The 25,089-nt window shown below is 69.9% G+C and carries 23 protein-coding genes; 12 read left to right on the forward strand and 11 right to left on the reverse strand.

The annotated features are described in order from the left end of the window. Both JR065_RS08230 and xerD read right to left on the reverse strand, forming a co-directional pair. The coding region (locus tag JR065_RS08230) for a DsbC family protein (RefSeq protein ID WP_206233564.1) at positions 1–820 on the reverse strand (820 nt) is incomplete at its 3' end. 461 nt (positions 821–1,281) lie between these two features. Then, complete coding sequence (gene xerD / locus JR065_RS08235) at positions 1,282–2,256, reverse strand: site-specific tyrosine recombinase XerD (protein WP_206233565.1); 975 nt, start codon at positions 2,254–2,256, stop codon at positions 1,282–1,284. 153 nt (positions 2,257–2,409) lie between these two features. Here xerD and JR065_RS08240 point away from each other — a divergent pair, with 153 nt between their 5' ends. Further along, positions 2,410–2,883, forward strand: coding sequence for an RDD family protein (locus JR065_RS08240; RefSeq protein ID WP_206233566.1), 474 nt, complete (start codon positions 2,410–2,412; stop codon positions 2,881–2,883). 157 nt (positions 2,884–3,040) lie between these two features. Here JR065_RS08240 and JR065_RS08245 read toward each other — a convergent pair whose 3' ends face one another. Genes JR065_RS08245 through lptF form a run of 3 tightly spaced genes read right to left on the reverse strand, consistent with a single transcriptional unit; the run spans position 3,041 to position 5,542 of the window. Next, entirely contained in the window at positions 3,041–3,352 is a 312-nt protein-coding gene (locus JR065_RS08245) for a hypothetical protein (RefSeq protein WP_206233568.1), read from the reverse strand. 4 nt (positions 3,353–3,356) lie between these two features. Then, positions 3,357–4,463, reverse strand: coding sequence for an LPS export ABC transporter permease LptG (gene lptG / locus JR065_RS08250; protein ID WP_206233569.1), 1,107 nt, complete (start codon positions 4,461–4,463; stop codon positions 3,357–3,359). After that, positions 4,460–5,542, reverse strand: coding sequence for an LPS export ABC transporter permease LptF (gene lptF, locus JR065_RS08255; RefSeq protein ID WP_206233570.1), 1,083 nt, complete (start codon positions 5,540–5,542; stop codon positions 4,460–4,462). The genes lptG and lptF overlap by 4 nt, the downstream gene beginning before the upstream one ends. A 107-nt stretch (positions 5,543–5,649) precedes the next feature. Here lptF and JR065_RS08260 point away from each other — a divergent pair, with 107 nt between their 5' ends. The 3 genes from JR065_RS08260 (at position 5,650) to JR065_RS08270 (ending at position 10,689) form a co-directional block, all read left to right on the forward strand. Continuing rightward, on the forward strand, positions 5,650–7,149 hold the full coding sequence (locus JR065_RS08260; protein WP_206233572.1) for a leucyl aminopeptidase: 1,500 nt from the start codon (positions 5,650–5,652) through the stop codon (positions 7,147–7,149). A 164-nt stretch (positions 7,150–7,313) separates the two neighbouring features. Further along, positions 7,314–7,739, forward strand: coding sequence for a DNA polymerase III subunit chi (locus JR065_RS08265; RefSeq protein WP_206233715.1), 426 nt, complete (start codon positions 7,314–7,316; stop codon positions 7,737–7,739). A 109-nt stretch (positions 7,740–7,848) separates the two neighbouring features. Then, on the forward strand, positions 7,849–10,689 hold the full coding sequence (locus JR065_RS08270; protein ID WP_206233573.1) for a valine--tRNA ligase: 2,841 nt from the start codon (positions 7,849–7,851) through the stop codon (positions 10,687–10,689). A 224-nt stretch (positions 10,690–10,913) separates the two neighbouring features. Here the strand turns inward: JR065_RS08270 and JR065_RS08275 are convergent, their stop codons facing one another. The 4 genes from JR065_RS08275 to pssA all read right to left on the reverse strand — a co-directional run bounded on the left by JR065_RS08275 (position 10,914) and on the right by pssA (position 14,255). Beyond that, positions 10,914–12,047 (reverse strand): pectate lyase family protein, encoded by a 1,134-nt coding sequence (locus tag JR065_RS08275; RefSeq protein ID WP_429001847.1) that lies wholly within the window; start codon positions 12,045–12,047, stop codon positions 10,914–10,916. Between the two features lie 467 nt (positions 12,048–12,514). Beyond that, on the reverse strand, positions 12,515–13,000 hold the full coding sequence (gene rimI / locus JR065_RS08280) for a ribosomal protein S18-alanine N-acetyltransferase (protein WP_206233575.1): 486 nt from the start codon (positions 12,998–13,000) through the stop codon (positions 12,515–12,517). Next, positions 12,997–13,467, reverse strand: coding sequence for an alanine acetyltransferase (locus JR065_RS08285; RefSeq protein ID WP_206233577.1), 471 nt, complete (start codon positions 13,465–13,467; stop codon positions 12,997–12,999). The genes rimI and JR065_RS08285 overlap by 4 nt, the downstream gene beginning before the upstream one ends. Positions 13,468–13,481: 14 nt before the next feature. Beyond that, positions 13,482–14,255, reverse strand: coding sequence for a CDP-diacylglycerol--serine O-phosphatidyltransferase (pssA, locus tag JR065_RS08290; RefSeq protein ID WP_206233578.1), 774 nt, complete (start codon positions 14,253–14,255; stop codon positions 13,482–13,484). Between the two features lie 81 nt (positions 14,256–14,336). Between pssA and JR065_RS08295 the strand changes: the two genes are divergently transcribed. From JR065_RS08295 to JR065_RS08305, 3 genes are all read left to right on the forward strand, one after another. After that, on the forward strand, positions 14,337–14,726 hold the full coding sequence (locus JR065_RS08295) for a DUF4124 domain-containing protein (RefSeq protein ID WP_206233579.1): 390 nt from the start codon (positions 14,337–14,339) through the stop codon (positions 14,724–14,726). A 97-nt stretch (positions 14,727–14,823) separates the two neighbouring features. Beyond that, a complete protein-coding gene (locus JR065_RS08300; RefSeq protein ID WP_206233580.1) occupies positions 14,824–16,521 on the forward strand; it encodes a proline--tRNA ligase in 1,698 nt (565 codons plus the stop codon). Between the two features lie 285 nt (positions 16,522–16,806). Further along, complete coding sequence (locus tag JR065_RS08305) at positions 16,807–17,271, forward strand: H-NS family nucleoid-associated regulatory protein (RefSeq protein WP_206233582.1); 465 nt, start codon at positions 16,807–16,809, stop codon at positions 17,269–17,271. An 89-nt stretch (positions 17,272–17,360) separates the two neighbouring features. Here JR065_RS08305 and JR065_RS08310 read toward each other — a convergent pair whose 3' ends face one another. After that, entirely contained in the window at positions 17,361–18,620 is a 1,260-nt protein-coding gene (locus JR065_RS08310) for a threonine/serine ThrE exporter family protein (protein ID WP_206233583.1), read from the reverse strand. 129 nt (positions 18,621–18,749) lie between these two features. On the opposite strand from JR065_RS08310, the gene JR065_RS08315 reads away from it, so the two are divergent. The 4 genes from JR065_RS08315 (at position 18,750) to JR065_RS08330 (ending at position 22,517) form a co-directional block, all read left to right on the forward strand. Continuing rightward, complete coding sequence (locus JR065_RS08315; RefSeq protein ID WP_206233584.1) at positions 18,750–19,862, forward strand: ABC transporter permease; 1,113 nt, start codon at positions 18,750–18,752, stop codon at positions 19,860–19,862. A gap of 81 nt (positions 19,863–19,943) precedes the next feature. Next, on the forward strand, positions 19,944–20,765 hold the full coding sequence (locus tag JR065_RS08320; RefSeq protein ID WP_206233585.1) for an ABC transporter ATP-binding protein: 822 nt from the start codon (positions 19,944–19,946) through the stop codon (positions 20,763–20,765). A 160-nt stretch (positions 20,766–20,925) separates the two neighbouring features. After that, entirely contained in the window at positions 20,926–21,852 is a 927-nt protein-coding gene (locus JR065_RS08325) for an MlaD family protein (protein WP_206233586.1), read from the forward strand. Further along, entirely contained in the window at positions 21,849–22,517 is a 669-nt protein-coding gene (locus JR065_RS08330) for an ABC-type transport auxiliary lipoprotein family protein (RefSeq protein WP_206233588.1), read from the forward strand. Before JR065_RS08325 ends, JR065_RS08330 begins: the two co-directional genes overlap by 4 nt. 230 nt (positions 22,518–22,747) lie before the next feature. Here JR065_RS08330 and JR065_RS08335 read toward each other — a convergent pair whose 3' ends face one another. Continuing rightward, positions 22,748–23,329, reverse strand: a complete 582-nt coding sequence (locus tag JR065_RS08335; protein ID WP_206233589.1) for an alpha-ketoglutarate-dependent dioxygenase AlkB family protein — start codon at positions 23,327–23,329, stop codon at positions 22,748–22,750. 114 nt (positions 23,330–23,443) lie between these two features. On the opposite strand from JR065_RS08335, the gene JR065_RS08340 reads away from it, so the two are divergent. Continuing rightward, a complete protein-coding gene (locus JR065_RS08340; protein ID WP_206233590.1) occupies positions 23,444–25,087 on the forward strand; it encodes an electron transfer flavoprotein-ubiquinone oxidoreductase in 1,644 nt (547 codons plus the stop codon). Positions 25,088–25,089 lie beyond the last annotated feature (2 nt).

Here is a 25,089-nt window from a genome sequence, read left to right on the forward strand (position 1 = left end):
CGTACAGCGACAACGCCGCGGTGGTGGAAGGGCATCCGGCCGCGCGCTTGTCCAGCGCCTGGCGCAGCTGCGCCGGCGGCAGGTAGCCGCCGAGCTGGGTGCCGTCCGGGGCGAAGATCGCCGGGGTGCCGTTGACGCCCAGGCGCTGGCCCAGGTTGTACTGCAGCGTCACCGGGTTCTTGCAGTTCGCCGCGCCGGGGACCTTGCCGCTGGTCTTGGCCTCGGTCAGCGCCTTCTTCTTGTCGGCCGCGCACCACACCGCGACCATGTCCTTGTAGTCCTGGCTGCCCAGGCCCATGCGCGGGAACGCCAGGTATTCCACCGCGATGCCCTGCTTGTTGAGCTCGGCGATCTCGCTGTGCAGCTTGCGGCAGTAACCGCATTCGATATCGGTGAACACGCTGACGGTGTACTTCGGGTTGGCCGGCGCGAACACGATGCGCTCGGCGCGCGGCGCGCTCTCCAGCAGCTTGCGGCGGTACGACAGCAGGCCCTCGCTGGAGGCGAACTGCTTCTCCTGGATATCGAACGGCTGCGCCTGGAACAGGTAGCGGCCGTCGTCGGAGACGTACAGCACCTGGCCGCCGACCACCACCTCGCGGAAGCCCGGGAACGGCGCGGCGCCCATGTAGTCGGGCTTGAAGTCCGGATCCAGCTGCAACAGCGCATTGCGCACGCGCTGGTCGGCAGGACCGGCGGCAGCGGCGGCGGGCTTGGCGGCCGGCGCGGCGGCGCTCTTGGACGGCGGCGGCGCCGGCTGCGCGCAGGCGGAAAGGCTGACCGCGCCCAACAGCGCGCTAAAGGCAATTCGGAGGAGCATGGCTATCCAGAGGGCTGACGAACCGGCGGGATTGTCGCATACCACCCGCGGCGCTTCGTGTACACGGGCGGCACGCGTTCGATCGCCGGCATGCTCGGACTGGCGCCGGGCGGGTCGTGCAGCGCGGGCGCGCAGCGTCCATGGCTGCGCGCCGTCCGCGCCCGACCACACGGTCTGCGCTTGCCGGCGTTCGCTATCGCGATGCCGCCGCCACACCGGGGTGCCGGCGCCCGAACAGCAGGCCGCCATCGGGCCGCGCCAGCAGATCGTGCCGGTAGCGCGCGCCGTCCGCCCGCCAGGCCTGCGCCAAGGCTTCCCATGGCAGCGATTCGGCAGGCAGCGGCGGTGCATCTTGCTGGGTGCGACGAACGCGATCGGCGGCGCGCCTGCGGCACCGGCAGTGTTCATGCGAGCGGCAACATGGCCACATGCGCCGGCGGCTGCAGCGGGCGCCGCGGCGCTCAGCCGCGCGGATGGTGCTTGCTGTGCAGCTTCTGCAGGTGTTCGCGCGCCACCAGCGTGTAGATCTGGGTGGTGGACAGCGAACTGTGGCCGAGCAGCATCTGCAGCGCGCGCAGGTCGGCGCCGCGGTTGAGCAGGTGCGTGGCGAAGCTGTGGCGCAGGCCATGCGGGCTGATCCGCGCCGGATCGATCCCGGCCAGCGCGGCATAGCGCTTCACCAGCACCCAGAACTGCTGCCGGCTCAACGGGCGGCGCGCGGCGTCGATGAACATCGGCACTACCCCGTCGCTGGCCGGCACCGCCTGCCCGGCCGCCAGCACCGGCCGCGCGCTGTCCAGGTAGCGCTGCAGCCAGTGCTGCGACTCCTCGCCCAGCGGCACCAGGCGCTCCTTGCTGCCCTTGCCGGTGACGCGCAGCACGCCCTGGCGCAGGTTCACCGCATTGGCCGGCAGCCCGACCAGTTCGCTGACCCGCAGGCCGGCGGCGTACATCAGCTCGAGCATGGCGCGATCGCGCAGGCCGGTCGGCTGCGCATCGTCGGGCGCGGCCAGCAACGCGTCGATCTGGCTTTCGGCCAGCGCCTTGGGCAGCGAACGCGGCAGCTTGGGCGGGTCCAGCAGCGCGGTGGGATCGTCGCTGCGCTCGCCGCGGCGCAGGCGCAGGGCGAAGAACGCGCGCAGCGACGACAGCCAGCGCGCGTTGCTGCGTTGCGAGTAGCCCAGCCGGGTGCGCCAGGCCAGGTAGTCGAACAGCGCCTGGCGGTCGGCGCCGGCCAGCCCGCCGCCGGCGCCGTCGCGCCAGCGCGCGAAGCCTTCCAGGTCGCGCCGGTAGCTGTCCAGGCTCTGCCGCGCCAGCCCCTGCTCGGCCCAGGCCACGTCCAGGAACTGCTGGATCGCGGCGGCATCGGCATCGCGCAATGGCGCGAGCCGCTGCGCCTGCTGGCGGCGTTCGGCGGGGGTGGCGAGGTCGGGCATGGCTACAGCTTACGCGGGACTCGGGACTCGGGACCGGGGACCGGGGACCGGGGACCGGGAAGGCTAGCGGGTGCTTATCGCGGCGCAAGGCCACCGATGCTGCCCGATGGCGGCGGTTTGTCGCGCCAGCGGCGCTGCCGCTAAGCTGTGGCGATGACCGATTCGCCCGCTGTCGACCCGCGTCCGCGCGCCCTGTTGCTGTGGCGCCTGCTCGCGCTGTTCTACGACCTGTGGCCGGTGCTTGCGCTGTGGTTCGCGATCTCGGCACTGTTCACGCTCGGCTATGCGCTGAGCGGGCATCCGCCGCGCGACAACATCGCCCCGTTCAGTGGCCTGCAATGGCTGCTGTGGCTGTGCTGCTGGGCGGTCGCCGGACTGTACGCCACGCTGAGCTGGCGTCGCGGCGGGCAGACCCTCGGCATGCGTCCGTGGCGGCTGCGCCTGCACGCCACCGACGGCACGCCGCCGTCGTGGTCCGCGTTGTGGCGGCGCTACCTGGTCGGCACGCTGTCGCTGCTGCTGGGCGGGCTGGGGTTCTGGTGGGCATTGTTCGACCGACAGCAGCTGGCGTGGCACGACCGCGCCAGCGGCACGCGCCTGACCCGGCTTTCCAAACCGCGTCCATGAACGCGGCGAACGCCGTGGCGCAGGAGAAGCGGCCGTCTTTCGCGTCGCTGCGAAGCGAGACGGCCTCGCCGGGGTCATCCGGTGGACAGCCTTCCGCGCCATCGGCCTGACCGCAGCGCGGCGCGCGGGCGGAATCGCCGTTCCTGCCCTCGTCCTCTCAGCTGGGTTGCGGCGCAGCGCCAGCGCGAATGCGGCGGACACCGGCTTCCAGCGCATGGCCAAGCAGGTAGCAGCCGGCGAACACCGGGGGTACCAGCAGCAGGTACGCCACAGTCCAGGACATGCCGTGCAGCCACCGGGTCAGGCCGAGCGCGTGCAACGCCGCCGACTGCAGCGCGATGGGCAGCTGCAGCAGCACGAAACGCCCCTTGTCGTCGCCGCCCGCGTCGTGCGCGCCCCACAGGCACAGCGCGATCGCCGCCGCATACGGCAGGCACAGCGCCAGTCCGGTCAGGCTGATCCGCCGCATCGGCTCAGCTGCTTCGCTTGCGGAACAGCATCCACGACACGCACAGCATCACCGCCGGCGGCAACGCGTAGGCGATGCGGTAGTCGAACTTCAGCGCGCCGGCCATGCGCCCGAAGAACAGCTGCAGCAGCCAGAACGCCAGCGCGAACAGGATGCCCAGGAACAGGCGCTTGCCCATGCCGCCGCTGCGCAGCGCGCCGAACGCGAACGGGATCGCGGCGAAGCACAGCGCCAGCACGTTGAGCGGGTAGAACCAGCGGCTCCAGTACTGGTCCTCGTAGTCGCGCGCGTCCAGGCCGTTGCGGCGCCGGTACTCGATGCTGGTGTGCAGGTCGCGCGCGGACAGGTTGCGCGGCTTGGCCAGGCCCGACGCCAGCGCCGCGGCATCGAGCCTGGACGCCCACGGCAGGCTGTCGAACTTCTCCCGCGTCACCGAGCGCTCGGCGAAGGTATCGCGATACACCCGCTTCAGCGTCCAGCCGTCGTTGCGGTGCTCGGCGACGTCGGCGTGGGTCAGCGTCGCCAGGCGGCCGCCAGCGTCCAGTGCGTACAGGCGCACGTCGCGCAGCTCCAGCCAGGTGCCGCCGGCCTGCTCCAGGTGCTCCTCGCCGGCCTGGGCGTTGAGGAAGGTGTCGCCCTCGCGCGCCCACAGCCCGGAGTAGCGGGCCATGCTCATGTTGTTGTTGTACTTGGCGTTGGCCTTGATCGCATCGGCCTGGTTCTGCGCCCACGGCGCCAGCGTCTCGCCGCTGACCACCATGCCGACGGTGAGCAAGGCCATGGTCGCGGCCGCGGCCACGCTCAGCCGGCGCCGCGACAGACCCAGCGCGCGCAGCGCGGTCAGTTCGGAGGTGGCCGCCAGCTGGCCCAGGCCCATCAGCGCGCCGATCACCGCGGCGGTGGGGAACAGCGTGTAGGCGCGCCGCGGCACGGTGTAGGCGACATAGGACGCGGCGTGGCCCAGGCTGTAGCTGCCTTTGCCGATGTCCTTGAACTCGTTGGACAGGGCCATGATCACGTCCAGGCCGAGCAGCACCGCCCAGGTCAGCAGCACCGTGCCGAGCACGGCGCGGCCGATGTAGATGTCGTGCAGGTACGGGCGCAGCCTCATGCGCGCCTCCGCGGCCGCGACAGCCGGCCGTCGCGCAGATAGGTCCAGATCGCCAGCCCCAGCAGCGGCAGGGTCAGCCACCACAGGCCCAGCGCGCGCGGGATCTTGTCCACCGTCAGCCACTGGGTGCCGATGAACATCAGGTTGGTGCCGAGCAGATAGGCCAGGAACGCCAGCATGATGCGTCCGTAGCGCTGCTGCCGCGGCGCGCTGCGCGACAGCGGCAGGGTCAGCAGCGCGAACGCCAGCGCCAGCAGCGGCGGGGCGATGCGCGCGTTCAACTGCGCGTTGGCTTCGGCGCGCGGGTCGCCGAACAGCTGCGCGGTCGGCATCAGCTCCGGATCGTCGTCCTTGCGCGTCTGGCTGCGGTCGGGCAAGGCCACGTCGTTGCTGGCAAAGCGCATCAGCCGGTAGTCCAGGTTCTCGCCGGCCAGCGGCCCCTCGATCCGGTAGCCGTCCTCCAGGCGCAGGTAGCGGTCGGCCTTGCCTTCGAAGAACATCGCCCCGCGCTGCGCGGTGACCACGTCCAGGCGGCCGTCCTTCTGCCGCTGCATGAACACCTTGCCCAGTTGGGTGCCGTCGCCGGACAGCGAGCTGATGTAGACGATGCCGCCGTTGGCCAGCGGCGTGAAGCGCCCCGCCTCCAGGCCCGCCAGCACCAGGCTGCGGTTGGCCTCCTCGATCAGCCGTTCGGAGGTGCGGTCGGCCCACGGGCCCAGCCACAGCGAACACAGCCCCACTAGCGTCACCACCGGCAGCACCAGCAGCAGGATCGGCCGCAACAGGCGCCGCGGGCCCACGCCGATGGCGGTGATCACCGCCATCTCCGAATCGCGGTACAGCCGCCCCAGCGCCAGCAGCAGGCCGAGCATCAGCGCCAGCGGCAGGATCAGCGGCAGGTACACCACGAACTGCAGTCCCAGCTGCGAGAACAGCAGCTTGGCCGGGATGCGGCCATCGGCGATGTTGCCCAGCACGTCCACCAGGACGCCGCCGACGCTGACCACCAACAGCACGATCAAGGTGGCAGAGAAGCTCTGGACGAAATCGCGCAGCAGGTATCGATCGAGCTTCGGCATGGGGGTGGGTTGATTTAAACTCTCGGATTCGTTCGCGGCGGTTCCAGCCTAACCGGCTGGAGGTAAACAGTCCGCGATTGTACGGATTTGCCAACGGAATCTGATCAATGGCCCTGGAATTCACCCTGAACCACGACGCGCCGGCCACCGCCGCGTTCGATTGCATCGTCGTTGGCGTGTTCGCCGACAAGCGCCTGACGCCCGCCGCGCAGGCCCTGGACGCGGCCAGCGACGGACGCCTGGCGGCCCTGGCCGCGCGCGGCGACATCGGCGGCAAGACCGGCGCCACGGCCCTGCTGCACGACCTGCCCGGCGTGGCGGCACCGCGGGTGCTGGTGGTCGGGCTGGGCGAGGCGGCCAAGTTCGGGGTGCCGCAGTACCTGAAGGCGGTCGGCGACGCGGCGCGCGCGCTGAAGAGCGGGCCGGCGGCCAAGGCGCTGTTCACCCTGTCCGAGCTGGAGGTGAAGGGCCGCGACCGCGCCTGGAACATCCGCCAGGCGGTGATCGCCAGCGACCATGCCTGCTACCACTACACCGCCACGCTGGGCAAGAAGAAGGCCGAAGACGGCGGCCTGGCCGCGCTGGCGGTGTCCGGCGACGACGCCCAGGCGCTGGCGCAGGGCCAGGCGATCGCCGCCGGGGTCAAGTTCGCGCGCGAGCTGGGCAACCTGCCGCCGAACCTGTGCACCCCGGCGTACCTGGCGCAGACCGCGGCCGAGTTCGCCGCCGGCCACGACGGCGCCGAGGCGGAGATCCTCGACGAGACGCAGATGCAGGCGCTGGGCATGGGTTCGCTGCTGGCGGTGGCGCGCGGTTCGGCCAACCGCCCACACATGGTGGTGCTGAAGTGGAACGGCGGCGGCGACGCCAAGCCCTATGTGCTGGTCGGCAAGGGCATCACCTTCGACACCGGCGGCGTCAACCTGAAGACCCAGGGCGGCATCGAGGAGATGAAGTACGACATGTGCGGCGGCGCCAACGTGATCGGCACCTTCGTCGCCGCGGTGACCGCGCGCCTGCCGTTGAACCTGGTGGTGGTGGTGCCGGCGGTGGAGAACGCGATCGACGGCAACGCCTACCGCCCGTCCGACGTGATCACCAGCATGTCCGGCAAGACCATCGAGGTCGGCAACACCGACGCCGAAGGCCGCCTGATCCTGTGCGACGCACTGACCTACGCCGAGCGCTTCAACCCCGAGGCGCTGATCGACGTGGCCACCCTGACCGGCGCGTGCATGGTCGCGCTCGGCCACCAGACCGCCGGCCTGATGAGCAAGCACGACGACCTGGCCGAGGAACTGCTGGCCGCCGGCGAGCACGTGTTCGACCGCGCCTGGCGCCTGCCGCTGTGGGACGAGTACCAGGGCCTGCTCGATTCCAGCTTCGCCGACGTCTACAACATCGGCGGACGCTGGGCCGGCGCCATCACCGCCGGCTGCTTCCTGTCGCGCTTCACCGAAGGCCAGCGCTGGGCGCACCTGGACATCGCCGGCGTGGCCAGCGACGAAGGCAAACGCGGCATGGCCACCGGCCGGCCGGTGGGGCTGCTTTCGCAGTGGTTGCTGGATAGGGCCGGGACTCGGGACTCGGGACTCGGGACTCGGTAAGGCGCTGCCATGTCGCTCTCCCGAACCTGCCTCAGCACCGGCAGGATCTTCCTGGGTTCCAGAAAGATCTGCCCGTGCTCGCGAACCCGCTTCCCGAGTCCCGAGTCCCGCGTCCCGAGTCCCGGCCTCCCCGGACCCGAGTCCCGGGTCCCGAGTCCCGCCCTCTGATGCGCGCCGACTTCTACCTGATCGCCAAGCCGCGGTTCCTCACCGAGCCGCTGCGCCTGGTCTGCGAACTGGCGCGCAAGGCCAACGACGCCAACCTGTGGACGCTGGTACTGGCGCGCGACCAGGCGCAGGCCGAGGAACTGGACGAGTTGCTGTGGGCGTTCGACGACGACGCCTACATCCCGCACCAGATCGCCGGCGCCGATGTCGACGAGGAAGAGGCGCAGGTGCTGATCGCCCCGCCCGGGATCGAGGCGCCGTCGCGCGCGCTGGTGATCAACCTGCGCGACGATCCCTACCTGGGCGCGTGCGACCGCGTGCTGGAAGTGGTGCCGGCCGACCCGGCCGCGCGCGAACCGCTGCGCGAGCGCTGGAAGCAGTACAAGGCGCTGGGCTTCGAGCTCAACAAGTACGACATGTGATGAAGCCGGGATTGGGGAGTGGGGATCCGGGATGGGTTCCCACTTTTCTTCCACCGGCACCATCCCCGCGACGCATCCCCACTCCCGAACAACGAATCCCGGCTTCCCCATGACCACCCTCGCCCCCAGCTACGACCCCAAATCCTTCGAATCGCGCCTGTATGCGGCGTGGGAGCAGGCCGGCTACTTCAAGCCGTCCGGGCGCGGCGAGCCGTATTGCGTGCTGCTGCCGCCGCCGAACGTGACCGGCACCCTGCACATGGGCCATGCCTTCCAGCAGACGCTGATGGACGCGCTGGTGCGCTACCACCGCATGCGCGGCTTCGACACGCTGTGGCAGGTCGGCAGCGACCATGCCGGCATCGCCACCGAGATGGTGGTGTCGCGCAACCTGACGCTGGCCGGCAACGGCGAAACCCGCGACTCGCTCGGCCGCGACGGCTTCATCGCCAAGGTGTGGGAATGGAAGGCGCACTCGGGCGACACCATCGAGCGGCAGATGCGCCGCCTGGGCACGTCCAGCGACTGGTCGCGCAGCACCTTCACCATGGACCCGCAGCCGTCGGCGGCGGTGGTCGAGGCGTTCGTGCGCTGGCACGAGCAGGGGCTGATCTACCGCGGCCAGCGCCTGGTCAACTGGGACCCGGTGCTGAAGACCGCGATCTCCGACCTGGAAGTGGAGAACGTCGAGGAAGACGGCTTCCTGTGGTCGATCGCCTACAAGCTCGAGGAAGGCGCCAGCTACGAGCACGTCGAGCACGACGCCGACGGCAACGAGACCGTGCGCGAGACCCGCGACTACCTGGTGGTGGCCACCACGCGCCCGGAGACCATGCTCGGCGACACCGCGGTGATGGTGCACCCGGACGATGCGCGCTACGCGCACCTGGTCGGCAGGACGGTGACGCTGCCGCTGACCGGCCGGCAGATCCCGGTGATCGCCGACGACTACGTCGACCGCGATTTCGGCACCGGCGTGGTCAAGGTCACCCCGGCGCACGACTTCAACGACTACCAGGTCGGCGTGCGCCATGACCTGCCGATGATCAACCTGTTCACCCCGACCGCGGCGGTCAACGACAACGCGCCGGAGAAGTACCGCGGGCTGGACCGCTACGACGCGCGCAAGGCGGTGCTCGAAGACCTGGAGGATCTGGGCATCCTGGTCGAGACCCGGCCGCACAAGCTGCAGGTGCCGCGCGGCGACCGCACCGGCCAGGTGATCGAGCCCTACCTCACCGACCAGTGGTTCGTGAAGATGGACGCGCTGGCCAAGCGCGGCCTGGAGCTCGTCGAGAGCGGTGCGATCCAGTTCGTGCCGCCGAACTGGATCAACACCTACCGGCACTGGATGGAGAACATCCAGGACTGGTGCATCAGCCGCCAATTGTGGTGGGGCCATCGCATTCCGGCGTGGTTCGACGACGCCGGCAATTGCTACGTCGGCCGCGACGAGGCGCAGGCGCGCGCGAACAATGGCCTGGGCGCCGACGTCGCCCTGCACCAGGACAGCGACGTGCTGGAGACCTGGTTCTCCTCGCAGCTGTGGCCGTTCTCGACGATGGGCTGGCCGGATCCGCAGGCGATGGCCGCGCGCGGCTTCGAGCGCTACCTGCCGTCCAGCGTGCTGGTCACCGGCTTCGACATCATCTTCTTCTGGGTGGCGCGGATGATCATGGCCACCGACAGCTTCACCGGGCAGGTGCCGTTCCGCGACGTCTACATCACCGGCCTGATCCGCGACAAGGACGGGCAGAAGATGTCCAAGTCCAAGGGCAACGTGCTCGATCCGCTGGACATCATCGACGGCATCGGCATCGAGGACCTGGTCGCCAAGCGCACCACCGGGCTGATGAAGCCCAAGGACGCGCCGAAGATCGAGAAGGCCACGCGCAAGGAATTCCCCGAAGGCATCATCGCCCACGGCGCCGACGCGCTGCGCTTCACCATCGCCGCGCTGGCCGGCCACGGCCGCGACATCAAGTTCGACCTGGGCCGCGCCGAGGGCTACAAGAACTTCTGCAACAAGCTGTGGAATGCCAGCCGGTTCGTGCTGATGAACACGCGGGACTCGGGACTCGGGACTCGGGACTCGGCACGGCTCGTGCCAGTGACCGATGCGGAGAAGTGGATCCTGGTGCGGCTGGACAAGGTCGCCGCCGAGGCGCAGGCGCACTTCGCCGCCTACCGCTTCGATCTGCTGGCGCAGTCGCTGTACGAGTTCGCCTGGAACGAGTTCTGCGACTGGTTCCTGGAACTGGCCAAGCCGGCGTTGAACGGCGACGACGCCGTGGCCGCCGACAGCACCCGCCACACCCTGCTGCAGGTGCTGGAGACGCTGCTGCGCCTGCTGCACCCGCTGACCCCGTTCGTCACCGAGGAACTGTGGCAGCAGGTCGCCCCGCGCCTGGGCATCGCCGCGCCGACCATCTCGCTGCAGCCGTATCCGCGCGCCGGCGATCTGGACGTGGCCGCGTACGCCGGCGCCGAGGCCGATATCGAATGGCTCAAGGCGATGGTCTCGGCGCTGCGCCGGGTGCGCAGCGAGCTCAATGTGCCGCCGTCCAGGCTGGTGCCGCTGCTGCTGCAGGGCGGCCAGGCGCAGGACCGCGCGCGCGCGGAGCGTTTCGCCTCGCAACTGAAGTTCCTGCTGCGGCTGGACGCAATCCGGTGGCTGGACGCGACGCAGGACGCGCCGCCGGCGGCGGCGGCGATCGTCGGCGACCTGCGGCTGCTGGTGCCGCTGGAAGGCCTGGTCGACCTGGACGCCGAGCGCAGCCGCCTGGACAAGGAAATCGCCCGGGTCGGCGCCGAGAAGGACAAGAGCGCGGCCAAGCTGGAGAAATTCACCGACAAGGTGCCGCCTGCGGTGATCGAGCAGGAGCGGCAGCGCCTGGCCGACTGGAGCGCGCAACTGGACGGCCTGCGCCAGCAACGCGCCAAGCTGTAGGTTCGCGGCTCGCGCTGCCGGCAAGTGCGCTGGCAGCGCGATATGCGGTTACCCGCGCGTTCTTCCCCGCAACCTGCCTGCAACCTGCAGGAGCGGCTTCAGCCGCGACAGGCGTTACCAGCAAAGCCCGGGTCGCGGCTGAAGCCGCTCCTACAGTGGCACCGTCTGCATCGAAGCGGCACGCGTACCGCTGCCCGGCGTGCCGGGCAGCGGCGCCGCCTCCCTCAGAGCTTGCCGGCACCGGCCTTGGCCTGGACGTCGTTCGCAACCTGGTTCGCCGGCAGCAGCGAATAGGTGTACGGCGGCGTCCAGCCGATGCTGTTGTTCCACGCGCAGGTCAACGCCTGGCCGTTGAGCAGCGAGCCGAAGTCGCGGTACACGCTGCCGCCGTAGTCGGCGGCGATCTTGTCGCAACCGCTCACTCCGCTGATCTGGAACGCGTTGTTCTCGGAGAAGATCTTCGACTCCTTGCCCACGCCGTGCGCGTGCGAGAACTTGTACACCGGGTGGCTGGTGCTGCCGACGTGGTAGTTGTTGTACAGGTGCACCTGGCCGAAGCGCACCCGCGGCGCGCGCGCGGAGATGTTCTCGAACAACGTGTTGTGGATGGTCACCTTCAGCTTGCCGCTGTCGGTACTCGAGGCGCTGTCGCTGGAGCCGATCAGGTTGTTCTTCTCGTGCGACTTGAACGCCGAGTACGACACGGTGACGTAGTTGGCGCCCTTCTTGATGTCCATCGCGCCGTCGTGGTGCTGCTTGGGACGGCCGTTGGCGGTGCCGTTCTGGTCGTCGGTGCGGCGCCCGTCGGTGAAGGTGACGTGGTCGACCCACACGTTGCTGGCGCCCTCGACGGTCAGGCCGTCGTATTCGGCGTTCCAGTTGCCGGCGCTGCCGTCGTCCGGATCCCACACCGGCTCCGGATCCCACGGGTTCTCGATGGTCAGGTTGCGGATGATCACGTCGTTGGCCTTCACGTACAGGTAGCCCTCGCGGATCTCGGCGTTGCTGCCGATGCCGATCAGCGTGGTCTTGGTCGGGATGTCCAGCCGCGCGCGGCTCTTCATGTCCGCGGTGGAGGTGTAGGCATTGCCTTCGCTGATGTCGATCACGCCGTTGATCTTGATGATGCGGCCGTTGCTGCCGACGCTGGCCTTCAGCGCGCTCTTGAGCTGGGCGGCATTGCTGACGGTGTAGATGTTGGCCGCTGCGGCCTTGGAGCCGCCCTTGGTCCCGCCGTTCTGGGTCGCCCAGCCGGTGGTGGCCACTTCCAGGCTGGGGTCGGCCCAGGCGCTGCCGCCGGCGCCGGCAAGGCACAGCGACAGGACCAGCGCGCGCGACAACGGTGCGGTGCGGGGCATCGTGTGGGATTGCATCTTCATACTGGAAACCTCATGGACATGGGGAACTGCCGTCGCGTCCGCCATCGCCATGGCGGGCGCAGCCTTGTCCCGCCGGACAGCTGCAGCGATTGCGCTGAAACAGGGCCTGCACCGGAGGGGGCGCCACTCTATGGATCGGCGCGCCCATGGGAAGGAAATGCTGGAGCAGCCCGTAGCCGGCGCCGCGATCTGCGGTAGTCATCCCACAAAACCACGCTGCGCAAGCGCCTTCCAGGCCGTCGCTGATGCGGGACAACAATCGTGTCTGCACGCCATACGGCGACATTCGAAGCGGCGCCCATGCGGGCGCGACCGCGCGCGGCTTGCGCCGCCGCATCGGCCGGCTCTGGCACTCCATTAGCCACGCGCGCGCGGCATCGCGGCGGCCGCGACATGAGGCGCATGAAAGAAAGTGGATTCACCCGCGCGCGCCGGAGCGCGCCAGGTCAGGACATGCCGTCGAAGAACAGCTCGATGGCCATCACCAGCGCGTCCTCGCGGCCTTGCGCGGCGGGGTAGTAGCGCGGGCGCCGACCGATCTCGTTGAAGCCTTCGCTGTGGTACAGCGCGATGGCGTTGGGATTGGACGGGCGCACCTCGAGGAACACGCGGCGCGCGCCGAGGTCGGCGCCGTACTTGATCAAGGCGCGCAGCAGCAGCCGGCCGTAGCCGCGCGACTGCCGTTCCGGGGCGATGCACACGTTGAGGATGTGCGCCTCGCCGGCGGCCACGCTGATCACGCCGTAGCCGACGATCTCGCCCTGCTCCTGCAGCACCCAGCCCGGATAGCCGGCCTGCAGGCAGTCGCGGAAGATGCCGCGGGTCCACGGGAACGGATAGGCGCGCCGTTCGATCTCCATCACCGCATCGATGTCGGCTTCGCGCATCGCGCGCAGCGTCGCCGGCGACGAGGCATGGCTCAGCGCGCTCATCGCGGCGCCTTCTTGCGCAGCGTGCGCAGCTGCGGCCACAACGCGCGCTTGGCGGCCGGATTGCCGCGCAGTTCGGCCAGCGGCCAGGTGGCCATCAAGGTTTGCGTGGCCGGATCGCTGGGATTGCAGCCGGAGGCACGCAGCAACGCGATCTGCAACCGGTCGGGCAGGCGCAGCCCGGCGCGCCGGACCGGCGCGGCGGCGGTTTCGCGCGGCGGCGGCTCGCGCGGGGGGGCCGGCGGCGCGTTGCGCTGCGGCGTGGCCACCGGCGAGGCGCTGCGCCGTTCGACGGCAGCCGCTGGCGCGGCGCCGGCCGTACGCGGTGCCGGCACCGCCGCAATGGGTTCAGCTTCGTGTTCCGGCGCGGCGGCCTCGGCGTCGGCGCCGCCGGGCACGTAGAGCGTATAGCCCATCGCCTGCAGCCAGCCGTGCTGCTCGGCGGACCACAGGGCATCGGGCGCGGCCATCGTCGCCTCCCCGCTCACGCCGCGTCGGGCAGCTTGCGGCCGCGGCGCCACAGCCAGTAGCCGGGCCCGGACAACGCATAGATCACGCCGATGCCCAGCAGCGCGCGCGCCAGGTCGATGACCAGCACCGCGATCACCACCGGCGCCAACGCCAGTACCAGAAACGGCACGCGGTCCGCGCGCGGCCCCTTGTCGCCGCCCTTGAAGCTCCAGAAGCGGATCCGGCTGACCATCAGCAGCGCCGCGGCGATGGTCACGCCCAGCGCCACGTAGCGCAGCTGCTCGCCGTCCCAGCCCAGGGTGCCGTCGGCGAACGCCCATACGAAGGCCATCATCAGCCCGGCCGCCGCCGGGCTGGCCAGGCCGACGAACCAGCGCTTGTCGACGGTGCCGACCTGGGTATTGAAGCGCGCCAGACGCAGCGCGGCGCACGCGGCGTACAGGAACGCGGCGGCCCAGCCCACACGCCCCATCACGCTGCCGTCGAACTTCAGCGCCGACAGCGACCAGTGGTACATCACCAGCGCCGGCGCCATGCCGAAGCTGACCAGGTCCGCCAGCGAGTCGTACTGCACGCCGAACTCGCTGCTGGTGCCGGTCAGCCGCGCCACCCGCCCGTCCAGCCCGTCCATCACCGCGGCGACGAACACCGCGATGCTGGCATTGACGAACTGGCCATTGGCCGCGGCGATGATCGCGTAGAACCCGGAGAACAGGCCGGCGGTGGTGAACAGGTTCGGCAGCAGGTAGATGCTGCGCGAACGGGGCGGTGGGCGGGAAGGTTCCATGCCCGGCAGTTTAATCGACTTGCCAGGCCCGCCGGCGGGTGCTGCAATCGGCGCCTACCCCGCCCTCCCCCGGAGACCGTGATGCGTGCCCTGACCCGGCTTTGCTGCCTGTGCCTGTTCGCCAGTTCCGCCGCCAGCGCCGCCACCATCTACCAATGGAAGGACGCCCAGGGGGTCACCCATTACTCGGAAAGCCCGCCGGCCGGGCAGAAATACGAGGCGCGGCGCATCGACGCGCGCGGCGGCACCGCGATCCAGGCCGAGGCTGCAGGCGCGCCGGCGGAGAACGCCAACTGCACCACCGCGCGCAAGAACCTGGACCTGCTGAACAAGCCGGCGCCGGTGATGTCCGACAACGACGGCGACGGCAAGCCGGACGGGGAACTGAGCGCAGCGCAGCGCGAATCGCAGAAGACCCTGGCCGAGGCGGCGATCAAGGCCTATTGCACGCCGGCCAATCCCGGCACCTGAGCGCCGGCCCCGCGCGCCGCCGGGCGTGGCGCCGGCGCCCGCAACGCGGGCAATGACTGGCAAAATAGGCGATTCCGCCGTTTCGCGAAGCCCGCTAATGCGCCTGTCCCAGTTCCACCTGCATACCACCAAGGAAACCCCGGCCGAAGCCGAACTGGTCAGCCACCGGCTGATGCTGCGCGCCGGCATGATCCGCAAGCTCGCCTCCGGCCTGTACACCTGGTCGCCGCTGGGCCTGCGCGTGCTGCGCAAGGTGGAGGCCGTGGTGCGCGAGGAAATGAACCGCGCCGGCGCGGTGGAAGTGCTGTTCCCGACGATCCAGCCGCGCGAACTGTGGGAAGCCACCGGGCGCTGGGAGAAGTTCGGCGGACTGATGCTGCGGATCAAGGACCGCAAGGAGCAGGAATACTGCTACAGCCCCACCGCCGAGGAAGCCGCTGCCGACTTCGCGCGCCAGGAGCTGAGCAGCTACAAGCAGCTGCCGGTCAACTTCTACCAGATCCAGACCAAGTTCCGCGACGAGATCCGGCCGCGCTTCGGGGTCATGCGCGCGCGCGAGTTCCTGATGAAGGACGCGTACTCGTTCCACCTGACCGACGAGGATCTGGCGCGCGAATACCGCAACATGCATGCGGCCTACAGCCGCATCTTCACCCGCCTGGGGCTGAAGTTCCGCGCGGTGCAGGCCGACTCCGGCGCGATCGGCGGCGATGCGTCGCAGGAATTCCAGGTGCTGGCCGAATCGGGCGAGGACGCGATCGTGTTCTCCACCGGTTCGGACTATGCGGCCAACCTGGAAGCGGCGGTCGCCGCCGAACCGGCGCCGCGCGCGGCGCCCGCCGAAACCCTGCGCAAGGTGGCGACGCCGACGCAGAAGACCTGCGAGGACGTCGCCGCGCTGCTGGGCATCGCCCTGCAGCGCACGGTGAAGTCGGTCGCGGTGATGAGCGCGGCCGGCGAATTCGTGCTGGCGCTGGTGCGCGGCGATCACGGCGTCAACGAGATCAAGCTCGGCAAGGTCGCCGGCCTGGCCGGCTACCGCATGGCCGGCGAAGCGGAGATCGCCGATCACCTCGGCGCCGAGCCGGGGTTTCTCGGCCCGCTGTCGCCGCGCAAGCCGATCCGCGTGGTCGCCGACCGCGACGTGGCGGCGCTGGCCGATTTCGTGATCGGCGCCAACGAGAACGGCTTCCATCTCGCCGGCGTCAACTGGGGCCGCGACCTGCCCGAACCGGATGCGGTCGCCGACCTGCGCAACGTGGTGGACGGCGATCGCGCCAGCGACGGCGGCGAGTTGCGCATCGCGCGCGGCATCGAGGTCGGCCATGTATTCCAGCTCGGCCGCCAGTATGCGCAGGCCATGAACGCCACCGTGCTGGACGAGAACGGCAAGGCGGTCACCCTGGCGATGGGCTGCTACGGCATCGGCGTATCGCGCATCGTCGCCGCGGCGATCGAGCAGAACCACGACGACGCCGGCATCGTCTGGCCGCAACCGATGGCGCCATGGACGGTGGCGATCTGCGTGATCAACCCCAAGCGCGAGGACAGCGTGATCGCCGCCGCCGAGGCGTTGCTGTCCGAGCTGCAGGCCGCTGGCATCGATGCGGTGCTGGACGATCGCGGGCTGCGTCCAGGCGCGATGTTCGCCGATATCGAACTGATCGGCATTCCGCACCGCGTGGTGGTGTCCGAACGCGGCCTGGCGGCCGGGACGTTCGAATACCGCGCGCGTACCGCCAGCGATGCGGAAAACCTCGATCGCGCGGCGCTGCTGGCGCGGCTGCAGGGTTAATCGACAGCGGCCGGGAATATATTCCCGGCCGTTCTCTATAGCCGCGATCGCAGGCGGCAGGCGGGCGTATTTCGCCAGCGCTGCCGTTCAAGCCATTGAAATCGTTGGAACTGCGCCATCGATGGCGGTGTCCGCCACGGCGCCGCAGCGCCGATATCGGCGGTGATTCGGCCGCCTTTGACCGAATTGAATATCCCCCGCTATTTGTCAAGCCGATAAACCCTCATTATGCTTCCGGCCTAGCCAGGGAATGGCCTTACCCAACATCCATTTTCCGGAGTAACGATGACCATCGATCTCAGCGGCCTGTCGGCCAAGCAGTTGGGCGCTCTTATCAAGACCGCGAAGAAACAGCAGACCCTCGTCGCCAAGCGCACCCCGATCGCGAAGGTCCGCACGCAGCTGGCCCGCATGGCCAAGGCCGAGGGTTACAGCATCGAGGAAATATTCGGCGGTGCCGCCCCAGCCAAGCGCGGCCGCAAGGCTGCCGGCAAGCCGGGCCCGAAGCCGGGCCGCAAGCTGGGCAAGGTCGCGCCGAAATACCGCAACCCCGCCAATTCCGCGGAAACCTGGACCGGCCGCGGCAAGCAGCCGCGCTGGCTGGCCGAGCAGGTCTCCAAGGGCAAGAAGGTCGAAGATTTCCTGATCGCCTCGGCCGCCAAGTCCGCAGCGCCGGCCAAGAAAACCGCCAAGAAGGCAGGCAAGAAAACCGCCAAGAAGGCCAGCAAATCCGCCGCGCCGAAAAACTGATCGGGCGATCCGATTATCCGAGAAAACGCCGGCGCGAGCCGGCGTTTTTTTGAACCCGGTTTACGCGGCGCCAGCGACCAGCGCCGGACTCACAGATTCTTGCGCGCCGGCGCCAGCAGGTTGCCGAACAGCAACCCGGCGACCAGCGCCATCACGATATTGGTCACGCCCAGCAGCGCCGATTGCCCGCCGAGCACGTCCTGCTGCTGCACCAGGGTCAGCAGCCCACGAAGGCTGGCGCTGCCGGGCACCAGCATGATGATGCCGGGCAGACGGATCAGCGCGCCGGGGCGTTGCACCACCCGGCCGAACACGTTGCCGGCCGCGGTCAGCGTCATCGCCGACAGGAAGATGCCGACCGGGCTGCCCCAGGCCTCGCCGGCATAGCGCGCGATCACGTAGCCGGCCACCGAGGCGGCCATCACCCACGGATAGTCGCGTCGGCTGGCCTTGAACAGCAGCGCGAAGGCGAACGCGGCCACCAGCAGCGACGCCCATTCCACCCAGCCGGCCTGCGGCCGCGACGCGCGCACCATCGGCTCCAGTCCGAGCAGGCGCGCCAGCGTGACCGCGATGACCGCGCCGACGGTGAGCTTGAGCACCGTGGTCACCGCGCCGGCGAAGCGCGCGGTGCCCGACACCCAGTGCTGGCTGGACAGCTCGTTGACCGCATTGGTCAGCGCCATGCCCGGCAGCAGCACCACCAGCGAGGCGATGATCACCGTGTTGAGATTCAGCGGCGCCACATAGGTGGCCACCAGCGTGGCGACGAAACCGGCCAGCAGCGCCGCCAGCGCCTCGTTGGCCTCCTTGGTCGCCGCACGCTTGTCGGTGGCCTGGGTCAGCAACCCGATCAGCAGGCCGATCACCGTGGCGGTGGCCGTGTCCAGCCACGGCAGCCGCCACAGCCCGGCCACGCCGGCGGCGGCCAGGCCGAAGCCGAGCACCTGCATCGCCTTCCAGCCGCGGCTCGGCGGCTGGTCCAGCTGGCGCAGCGCGGTATGGCCCTGCGCCACGCTCATGCGCCCGCTGGCGACGTCGTCGGCGATCCGGTCGGCGACGCTGAGCTTGTGCAGGTCGTTCTCGCCCGGCGCCAGCCGCACCACGCGGGTGATGTCGCTGGAACCGATCGCCTTGGTCGGGTCGCTGAAGCTGAGGATCAGCCCGGTCGGGTTGGACCAGGGTTCGCAGTCCAGATCCAGCTGCTGCGACAGCGCCACCACCGCCGCTTCCAGGCGCTGGGCGGTGGTGCCGTAGGTGTGCAGGCGGCCGGCGATCTCGGAGACGAAGGCGATCCGCTGCGCATAGGTGGCGTTGGCCGACGGGCTGACGGAGGGGGCGAGGGGCATGTCCGCTAGTATGGCGCGAACGCCGCGCGCGGCCACCCTCTGCGCGCCGCCGCGGCGGCCTTCGGCGGCCCGGCGCCGCACCACGTTGCGCTGCCGGCGAAACAGGTATGCTCGCGCGTCGGACGACCCATGATCGAAACCCAACCGCCAAAATTCAGCCAGGACGACCAGGACCCCTCGCGGGTGCGGCTGTCCGGCAGTTGGACGCTGTCCACCGCGCTGGCGGTCTCGCAACTGCTGCGCGAGCTGCCGCAGGGCACCACCGGCATCGACGCCAGCGGCATCAGCCAGCTGGATTCGGCCGGCGTGCTGCAGCTGATGCGCCACGCCACCCGCAGCGGCCTGGCCCACGACGCGCTGAACTTCCGCGCCGACCACCAGGCGCTGGTGTGCACCATCGAGGAGGTCGCCGACGACCGGCCCAAGCGCAAGCGCGACTACGGCTTCGCCGCCGCGCTCGAACGCCTGGGCTACGCGGTGCACCGCAACGGCAAGGAGATCGTGTCGCTGATCGGCTTCCTCGGCGAGACCCTGGTCAAGGTGCTGCGCCTGGTGCACGAACCGCGCCGTTTCCGCCTCACCTCCACCGTGCACCACATGGAGCAGGTCGGGCTGGACGCGGTGCCGCTGGTGGCGCTGCTGTCGTACCTGGTCGGCGCGGTGATCGCGTTCCTGGGCTCGACCATCCTGCGCGACTTCGGCGCCGAGATCTACGTGGTGGAACTGGTCAGCATCGCCTTCCTGCGCGAGTTCGCGGTGCTGCTGACCGCGATCGTGCTGGCCGGGCGCACCGCCAGCGCCTTCACCGCGCAGATCGGCGCGATGAAGGCGCGCGAGGAGGTCGACGCGATCCAGACCCTGGGCCTGGACCCGATGGACCTGCTGGTGATTCCGCGGCTGGTGGCGCTGATGGTGATGCTGCCGCTGTTGACCTTCGTGGCGATGATCGCCGGCTTGGCCGGCGGCGTCACCGTCGGCGCGTTCGACCTGGGCATCCCGCCGCAGATGTACCTGGCGCGCATGCACGACACCATCCAGCTGCGGCACATGCTGGTCGGGCTGTCCAAGGCGCCGGTGTTCGCCGTGGTGATCGGCCTGATCGGCTGCCTGGAAGGCCTGCGCGTGGAAGGCACCGCGCAGTCGGTGGGCGAACGCACCACCTCCAGCGTGGTGCAGACGATCTCGCTGGTGATCATCATCGACGCGATCGCCGCGCTGTGGTTCATGAACGTGGGGTGGTGAGATGAGGCCGGGGATCGGGAGCCGGGAATCGGGAATGGATGGAGCCAGGTGCGTCGCGGCACCTGGCCGGGAGTGCATGCCTTGACGATTCCCGATTCCCCGGTCCCGGTTCCCGATGAAGAACTGGCGGTCTCGGTGCGCGGCCTGCTCAACCGCTTCGGCGCGCAGACCGTGCACGAGGACCTGGACCTGGACGTGCGCCGCGGCGAGATCCTCGGCGTGGTCGGCGGTTCGGGCACCGGCAAGTCGGTGCTGATGCGCAGCATCCTGGGCCTGCGCGAACCCGACGCCGGGCGCATCCGCGTGCTCGGCGTGGACACCGATTCGCGCCGCCGCGAAGACCGCCTGCACGTGGAGCGCAACACCGGCGTGCTGTTCCAGGACGGGGCGCTGTTCTCGTCGCTGACCGTGGGCGAGAACGTGCAGGTGCCGCTGAAGGAGCACTTCGGCGAGCTGCCCGACAGCTGGCACTACGAACTGGCGCTGCTGAAGGTCAAGCTGGCCGGGTTGCCGGCCGACGCGCTGAACAAGTTGCCGTCGCAGCTGTCCGGCGGCATGCGCAAGCGCGCCGGGCTGGCGCGGGCGCTGGCGCTGGATCCGCCGCTGCTGTTCCTGGACGAACCCACCGCCGGCCTGGACCCGATCGGCGCGGCCGCGTTCGACCGCCTGATCCGCACCCTGCAGGAAGCGCTGGGCCTGACCGTGTTCCTCATCACCCACGACCTGGACACCCTGTACGCTATCTGCGACCGCGTGGCGGTGCTGGCCGACCGCAAGGTCATCGCCACCGCGCCGCTAGCCGAGATCGAGCAGGTCGACCATCCGTGGATCCAGGAATACTTCCACGGCCCGCGCGCGCGCGCGGCCCGCGACGCCAAAACCGCCTGGACCGAGAACGTCTAGGGCCGACCGACGCCATGGGAACGAACCGCCGCGCCCCGGCGCGCGGGCAAGGAACAACGAGAGAGCTTATGCCGACAAGCAACCCAGCGATGACGCGGTCCCGTGCGTGCCCCGGCGCGGCCTTGCGCGCCGGCCTCCCTAGCGTTGACAGGTCCTAATCATGGAAACCAAAGCCAACTACGTCCTGATCGGCGCCTTCACCATCGTGGTGGCGCTGGCGCTGCTGCTGTTCGGCCTGTGGGCGGCCAAGTACTCGTCCGACCGCACCTGGCAGGAGTACCGGGTGGTGTTCCGCGAGGCGGTCACCGGGCTGTCGGTCGGCAGCCCGGTGCAGTACAACGGCATCTCGGTGGGCTCGATCACCGAGCTGACCCTGGCGCCGAACGATCCGCGCCAGGTGGTCGCACGGGTCCGGGTCAATTCCACCACCCCGATCAAGAGCGACACCCGCGCCAAGCTGGGCATCACCAGCCTGACCGGACCGTCGATCATCCAGCTGTCCGGCGGCACCCCCGAAGCGCCCACGCTGACCTCGATCGACAAGAGCGACGCGCCGATCATCCAGACCACGCCGTCGGCGCTGCAGAACATCACCGACACCGCCAACCGCATCGTCGAGCGCATGGACGAGGTGCTCAGCGACCGCAACGTGGCCAGCATCTCGGCCACGCTGCAGAACCTGGAATCGATCAGCGGCTCGCTGGCCGACCGCGACCAGGGCATGCAGTCGCTGATCGTCAGCGCGCGCGACGCCGCGCGCAATCTGGATGCGACGCTGAAGACCACCAACGGCACCATCCAGCGCCTGGACCAGAACCTGGTGCAGCAGCTGCCGCCGATCCTGGAGAAGCTGGAAACCACGCTGAGCAAGCTGGATTCGGCCGCCGGCAACGCCGATACGATCCTCGGCGAGAACCGCTCGGCGATCAACAGCTTCGCCAACGACGGCCTGGGCCAGCTCGGCCCCACCCTGACCGAGCTGCGCGGGCTGATCCGCGACCTGCGCCGGGTCAGCGACCGCCTCGACAACAACCCCGCGCGCTACCTGCTCGGACGCGACGCCCCGAAGGAGTTCGAACCCAAATGAAGCCGACGCGCGCTCCCCTGCTGCTCGCCCCGGCCCTGTGCCTGCTCGCCGGCTGCTCCGCGCTGACCGGCGGCAGCAAGGAGCCGGCGACGATCTACGCCCCGAACGTGCGGGTCAGCGCCGATCCGGCGTGGCCGCGCGTGGACTGGCAGCTGGCGGTCGCCAAGCCCAGCGCCGCGCGCGTGGTCGACAGCCCGCGCATCAACGTGCGCCCGACCCCGGGCGAGCTGGAGGTGTACCGCGGCGTCGGCTGGGCGCAACCGGCCACCGACATGGTCGAGGACGCGCTGGTGCGCGCGTTCGAGGACTCCGAGCGCATTCCCGGCGTGGCCCGCCTGGGCAGCGGCATCCGCGCCGACTACAAGCTGGTGCTGGACCTGCGCCGCTTCGAGTCCGACTACGCCGGCCGCGAAGTGCCATCGGCGACGATCGAACTCAACGCCAAGCTGCTGCACACCAGCGACCAGCGCGTGGTCGCCTCGCGCACCTTCCTCGCCGCGCAGCCGTCGGCGAGCACCGCGCCGGCGCAGGTGGCCGGCGCGTTCGAGCAGGCGCTGACCCGGATCACCACCGATGTCGTCGGCTGGACCCTGCAGCAGGGCCAGGCCGACGCGGCGGCCATGCCGGTGCCGCCGGCCACGATCCTGTCGACGCCGCGGCGCTGATCGAGATGGCCTCGGCCCCTTCGGGGCACCTTCTCCGCTGGGAGAAGGGAGCGGCGATGCACCCGCTTCAGCCCCTCTCCCTCCGGGAGAGGGGTTGGGGTGAGGGTCCGGCAGGCAATGACGCCAGCGGGCACCACCTCCAATCAAGCGCCGCGGACTGGAGTCACCAGGCTTCGCCACCAACCTTCTCCGTCCCTAGAAGCCTTCAGGAAGCGGAGCCCGCCACTACGCTAGTCCGCAGCGATCCGGCGGAAGGTCAGGTTGATGCGCTCGCCCACCGGCCTGGCGGTGCGCGGCAGCGCGTGGCGGTACAGGCGCTGGGTGTCGCCGCGCATCAGCAGCAAGCCGCCCGCGGTGAGGTCCAGCGCCTGGCGCAACGCCGGCTCATGGCGATGGCGCAGCGCGAAGCGGCGGGTCGCGCCCAGGCTCAGCGACGCGATCAGCGGCTGCGCGCCGAGTTCCTTTTCGTCGTCGCTGTGCCAGCCCATCGCATCGCGTCCGTCGCGATAGCGATTGGCCAGCACGCTATTGAACGCCACCCCGGTGTGCGCGACCAGCCGTTCGCGCAGCGGAAGCAGCGCCGATGGCCACGGATGCGGCGCAAAGCGCGTGCCGGAATAGCGATAGCTGGCATCGGCATCGCCGATCCAGCAGCTCAGTCGCGGCGAGTCCACCTCGCGCCCGAACAGGCGGATGCGGTGCACCTCCCACGCCACCATGGCCTGCAGCTGCGCGAACAGCGCCGCGGCCGCGGCCGGCGCCAGCCAGTCCGGGATCCACTCCACGTCGGCGCCGGGCAGATCGAGCTTCATCGCCCTCACGCTAGCATGCCCGGGTTCACCATACGCTAGCGTCCGGAGTTTGCCCCGCGGGCGACAAACCCTGAAAATGCGGGCAGCCACAATGAGCCAACGGGAGCGGACGACATGACGGGAGTGGACGGGGACAGCGGCACGCCAGAACCGGTGGAACGCGACGTGATGGAGTACGACGTGGTCACCGTCGGCGCGGGTCCGTCCGGGCTGGCGTTCGCGATCCGGCTCAAGCAGCTCAACCCCGACATCTCGGTGTGCGTGATCGAGAAGGCCAGCACCGTGGGCGCGCAGATCCTGTCCGGCGCGGTGATCGAGCCGGCGCCGCTGGACGCGCTGCTGCCCGGCTGGCGCGACCACCCGCCGCCGGTCTGCGTGCCCGCCGGCGAGGACGAATTCTGGTACCTGAGCAAGGACGGCGGCCGCAAATCGCCGCTCGTGCCGCCGGGCATGCGCAACCACGGCAACTTCATCGTCAGCCTGGGCGCGCTGTGCGCGTGGCTGGCGCCGCAGGCCGAGGCGCTGGGCGTGGAAATCTACCCCGGCTTCGCCGCCGCCGAGACCCTGCACGACGCCGACGGCCGCGTCGCAGGCGTGCGCATCGGCGACATGGGCGTGGCCAAGGACGGCACGCACAAGCCCGGCTACACCGCCGGCATCGACATCCGCGCCAAGGTCACGGTGCTGGCCGAAGGCGCGCGCGGCCACCTGACCAAGCGGCTGATCAAGCGCTTCTCGCTCGACAAGGGCCACGACCCGCAGGCCTTCTCGATCGGCATCAAGGAACTGTGGCAGGTCCCCGAAGGGCGCGCGGTCCCCGGCAAGATCGTGCATACCGTGGGCTGGCCGGCCGACAGCAAGACCTACGCCGGCAGCTTCCTGTACCACCTGGAGAACAACCAGATCGCGCTCGGCTACGTCAGCGGCCTGGACTATCAAGACCCCGAGTACCGGCCGTGGGAGGCCTTCCAGCAGTGGAAGAACCACCCGCTGATCAAGCCGCTGCTGGACGGCGGCAGCATCCTGTCGGCCGGCGCGCGCGCGATCGCCAGCGGCGGCTGGCAGTCGCTGCCGAAGGTGGAGATGCCCGGCGCGCTGCTGATCGGCGATACCGCTGGCCTGCTCAACGTGCCCAAGATCAAGGGCACCCACCAGGCGATCCGCAGCGGCATGCTCGCCGCCGAGCACCTGGCCGCCGGCGCCGCGCTGGACCCGGCCGGCTTCGACGCGCGGCTGCGCGGCTCGGAGGTGATGGCCGAGTTGCGCCAGGTGCGCAACATCAAGCCCGGCTTCAAGAAGGGATTGTGGTTCGGCCTGCTCAATGGCGCGTGGGAGACGCTGGTCAAGGGCGCCTCCCCCTGGACGTTGAAGGTCACCGCAGACTGGTCGTCGATGGACCGGCTCGGCGAGCACGAACAGCCCCGGCGCGACTACGTGCAGCGCGAACTGGCCCCGCGCGACCGCCTGCAAGGCGTGTATTTCGCCGCCACCGAACACGACGAGGACCAGCCCGTGCACCTGCGCGTGCTGGACCCGCAGATCTGCGTGACCCGCTGCGCCGAGGAATACGGCAACCCCTGCACCCGCTTCTGCCCGGCCGCGGTCTACGAGATCGTCGACGACGACGCCGGCAAGCGCCTGCAGATCAACGCCGCCAACTGCGTGCACTGCAAGACCTGCGACATCAAGGACCCCTACGAGATCATCGACTGGGTCACCCCGGAAGGCGGCTCCGGACCGAACTACCAGAACCTGTGATT

The organism is Xanthomonas sp. (assembly GCF_017163755.1).
Lineage (GTDB): Bacteria > Pseudomonadota > Gammaproteobacteria > Xanthomonadales > Xanthomonadaceae > Xanthomonas_A.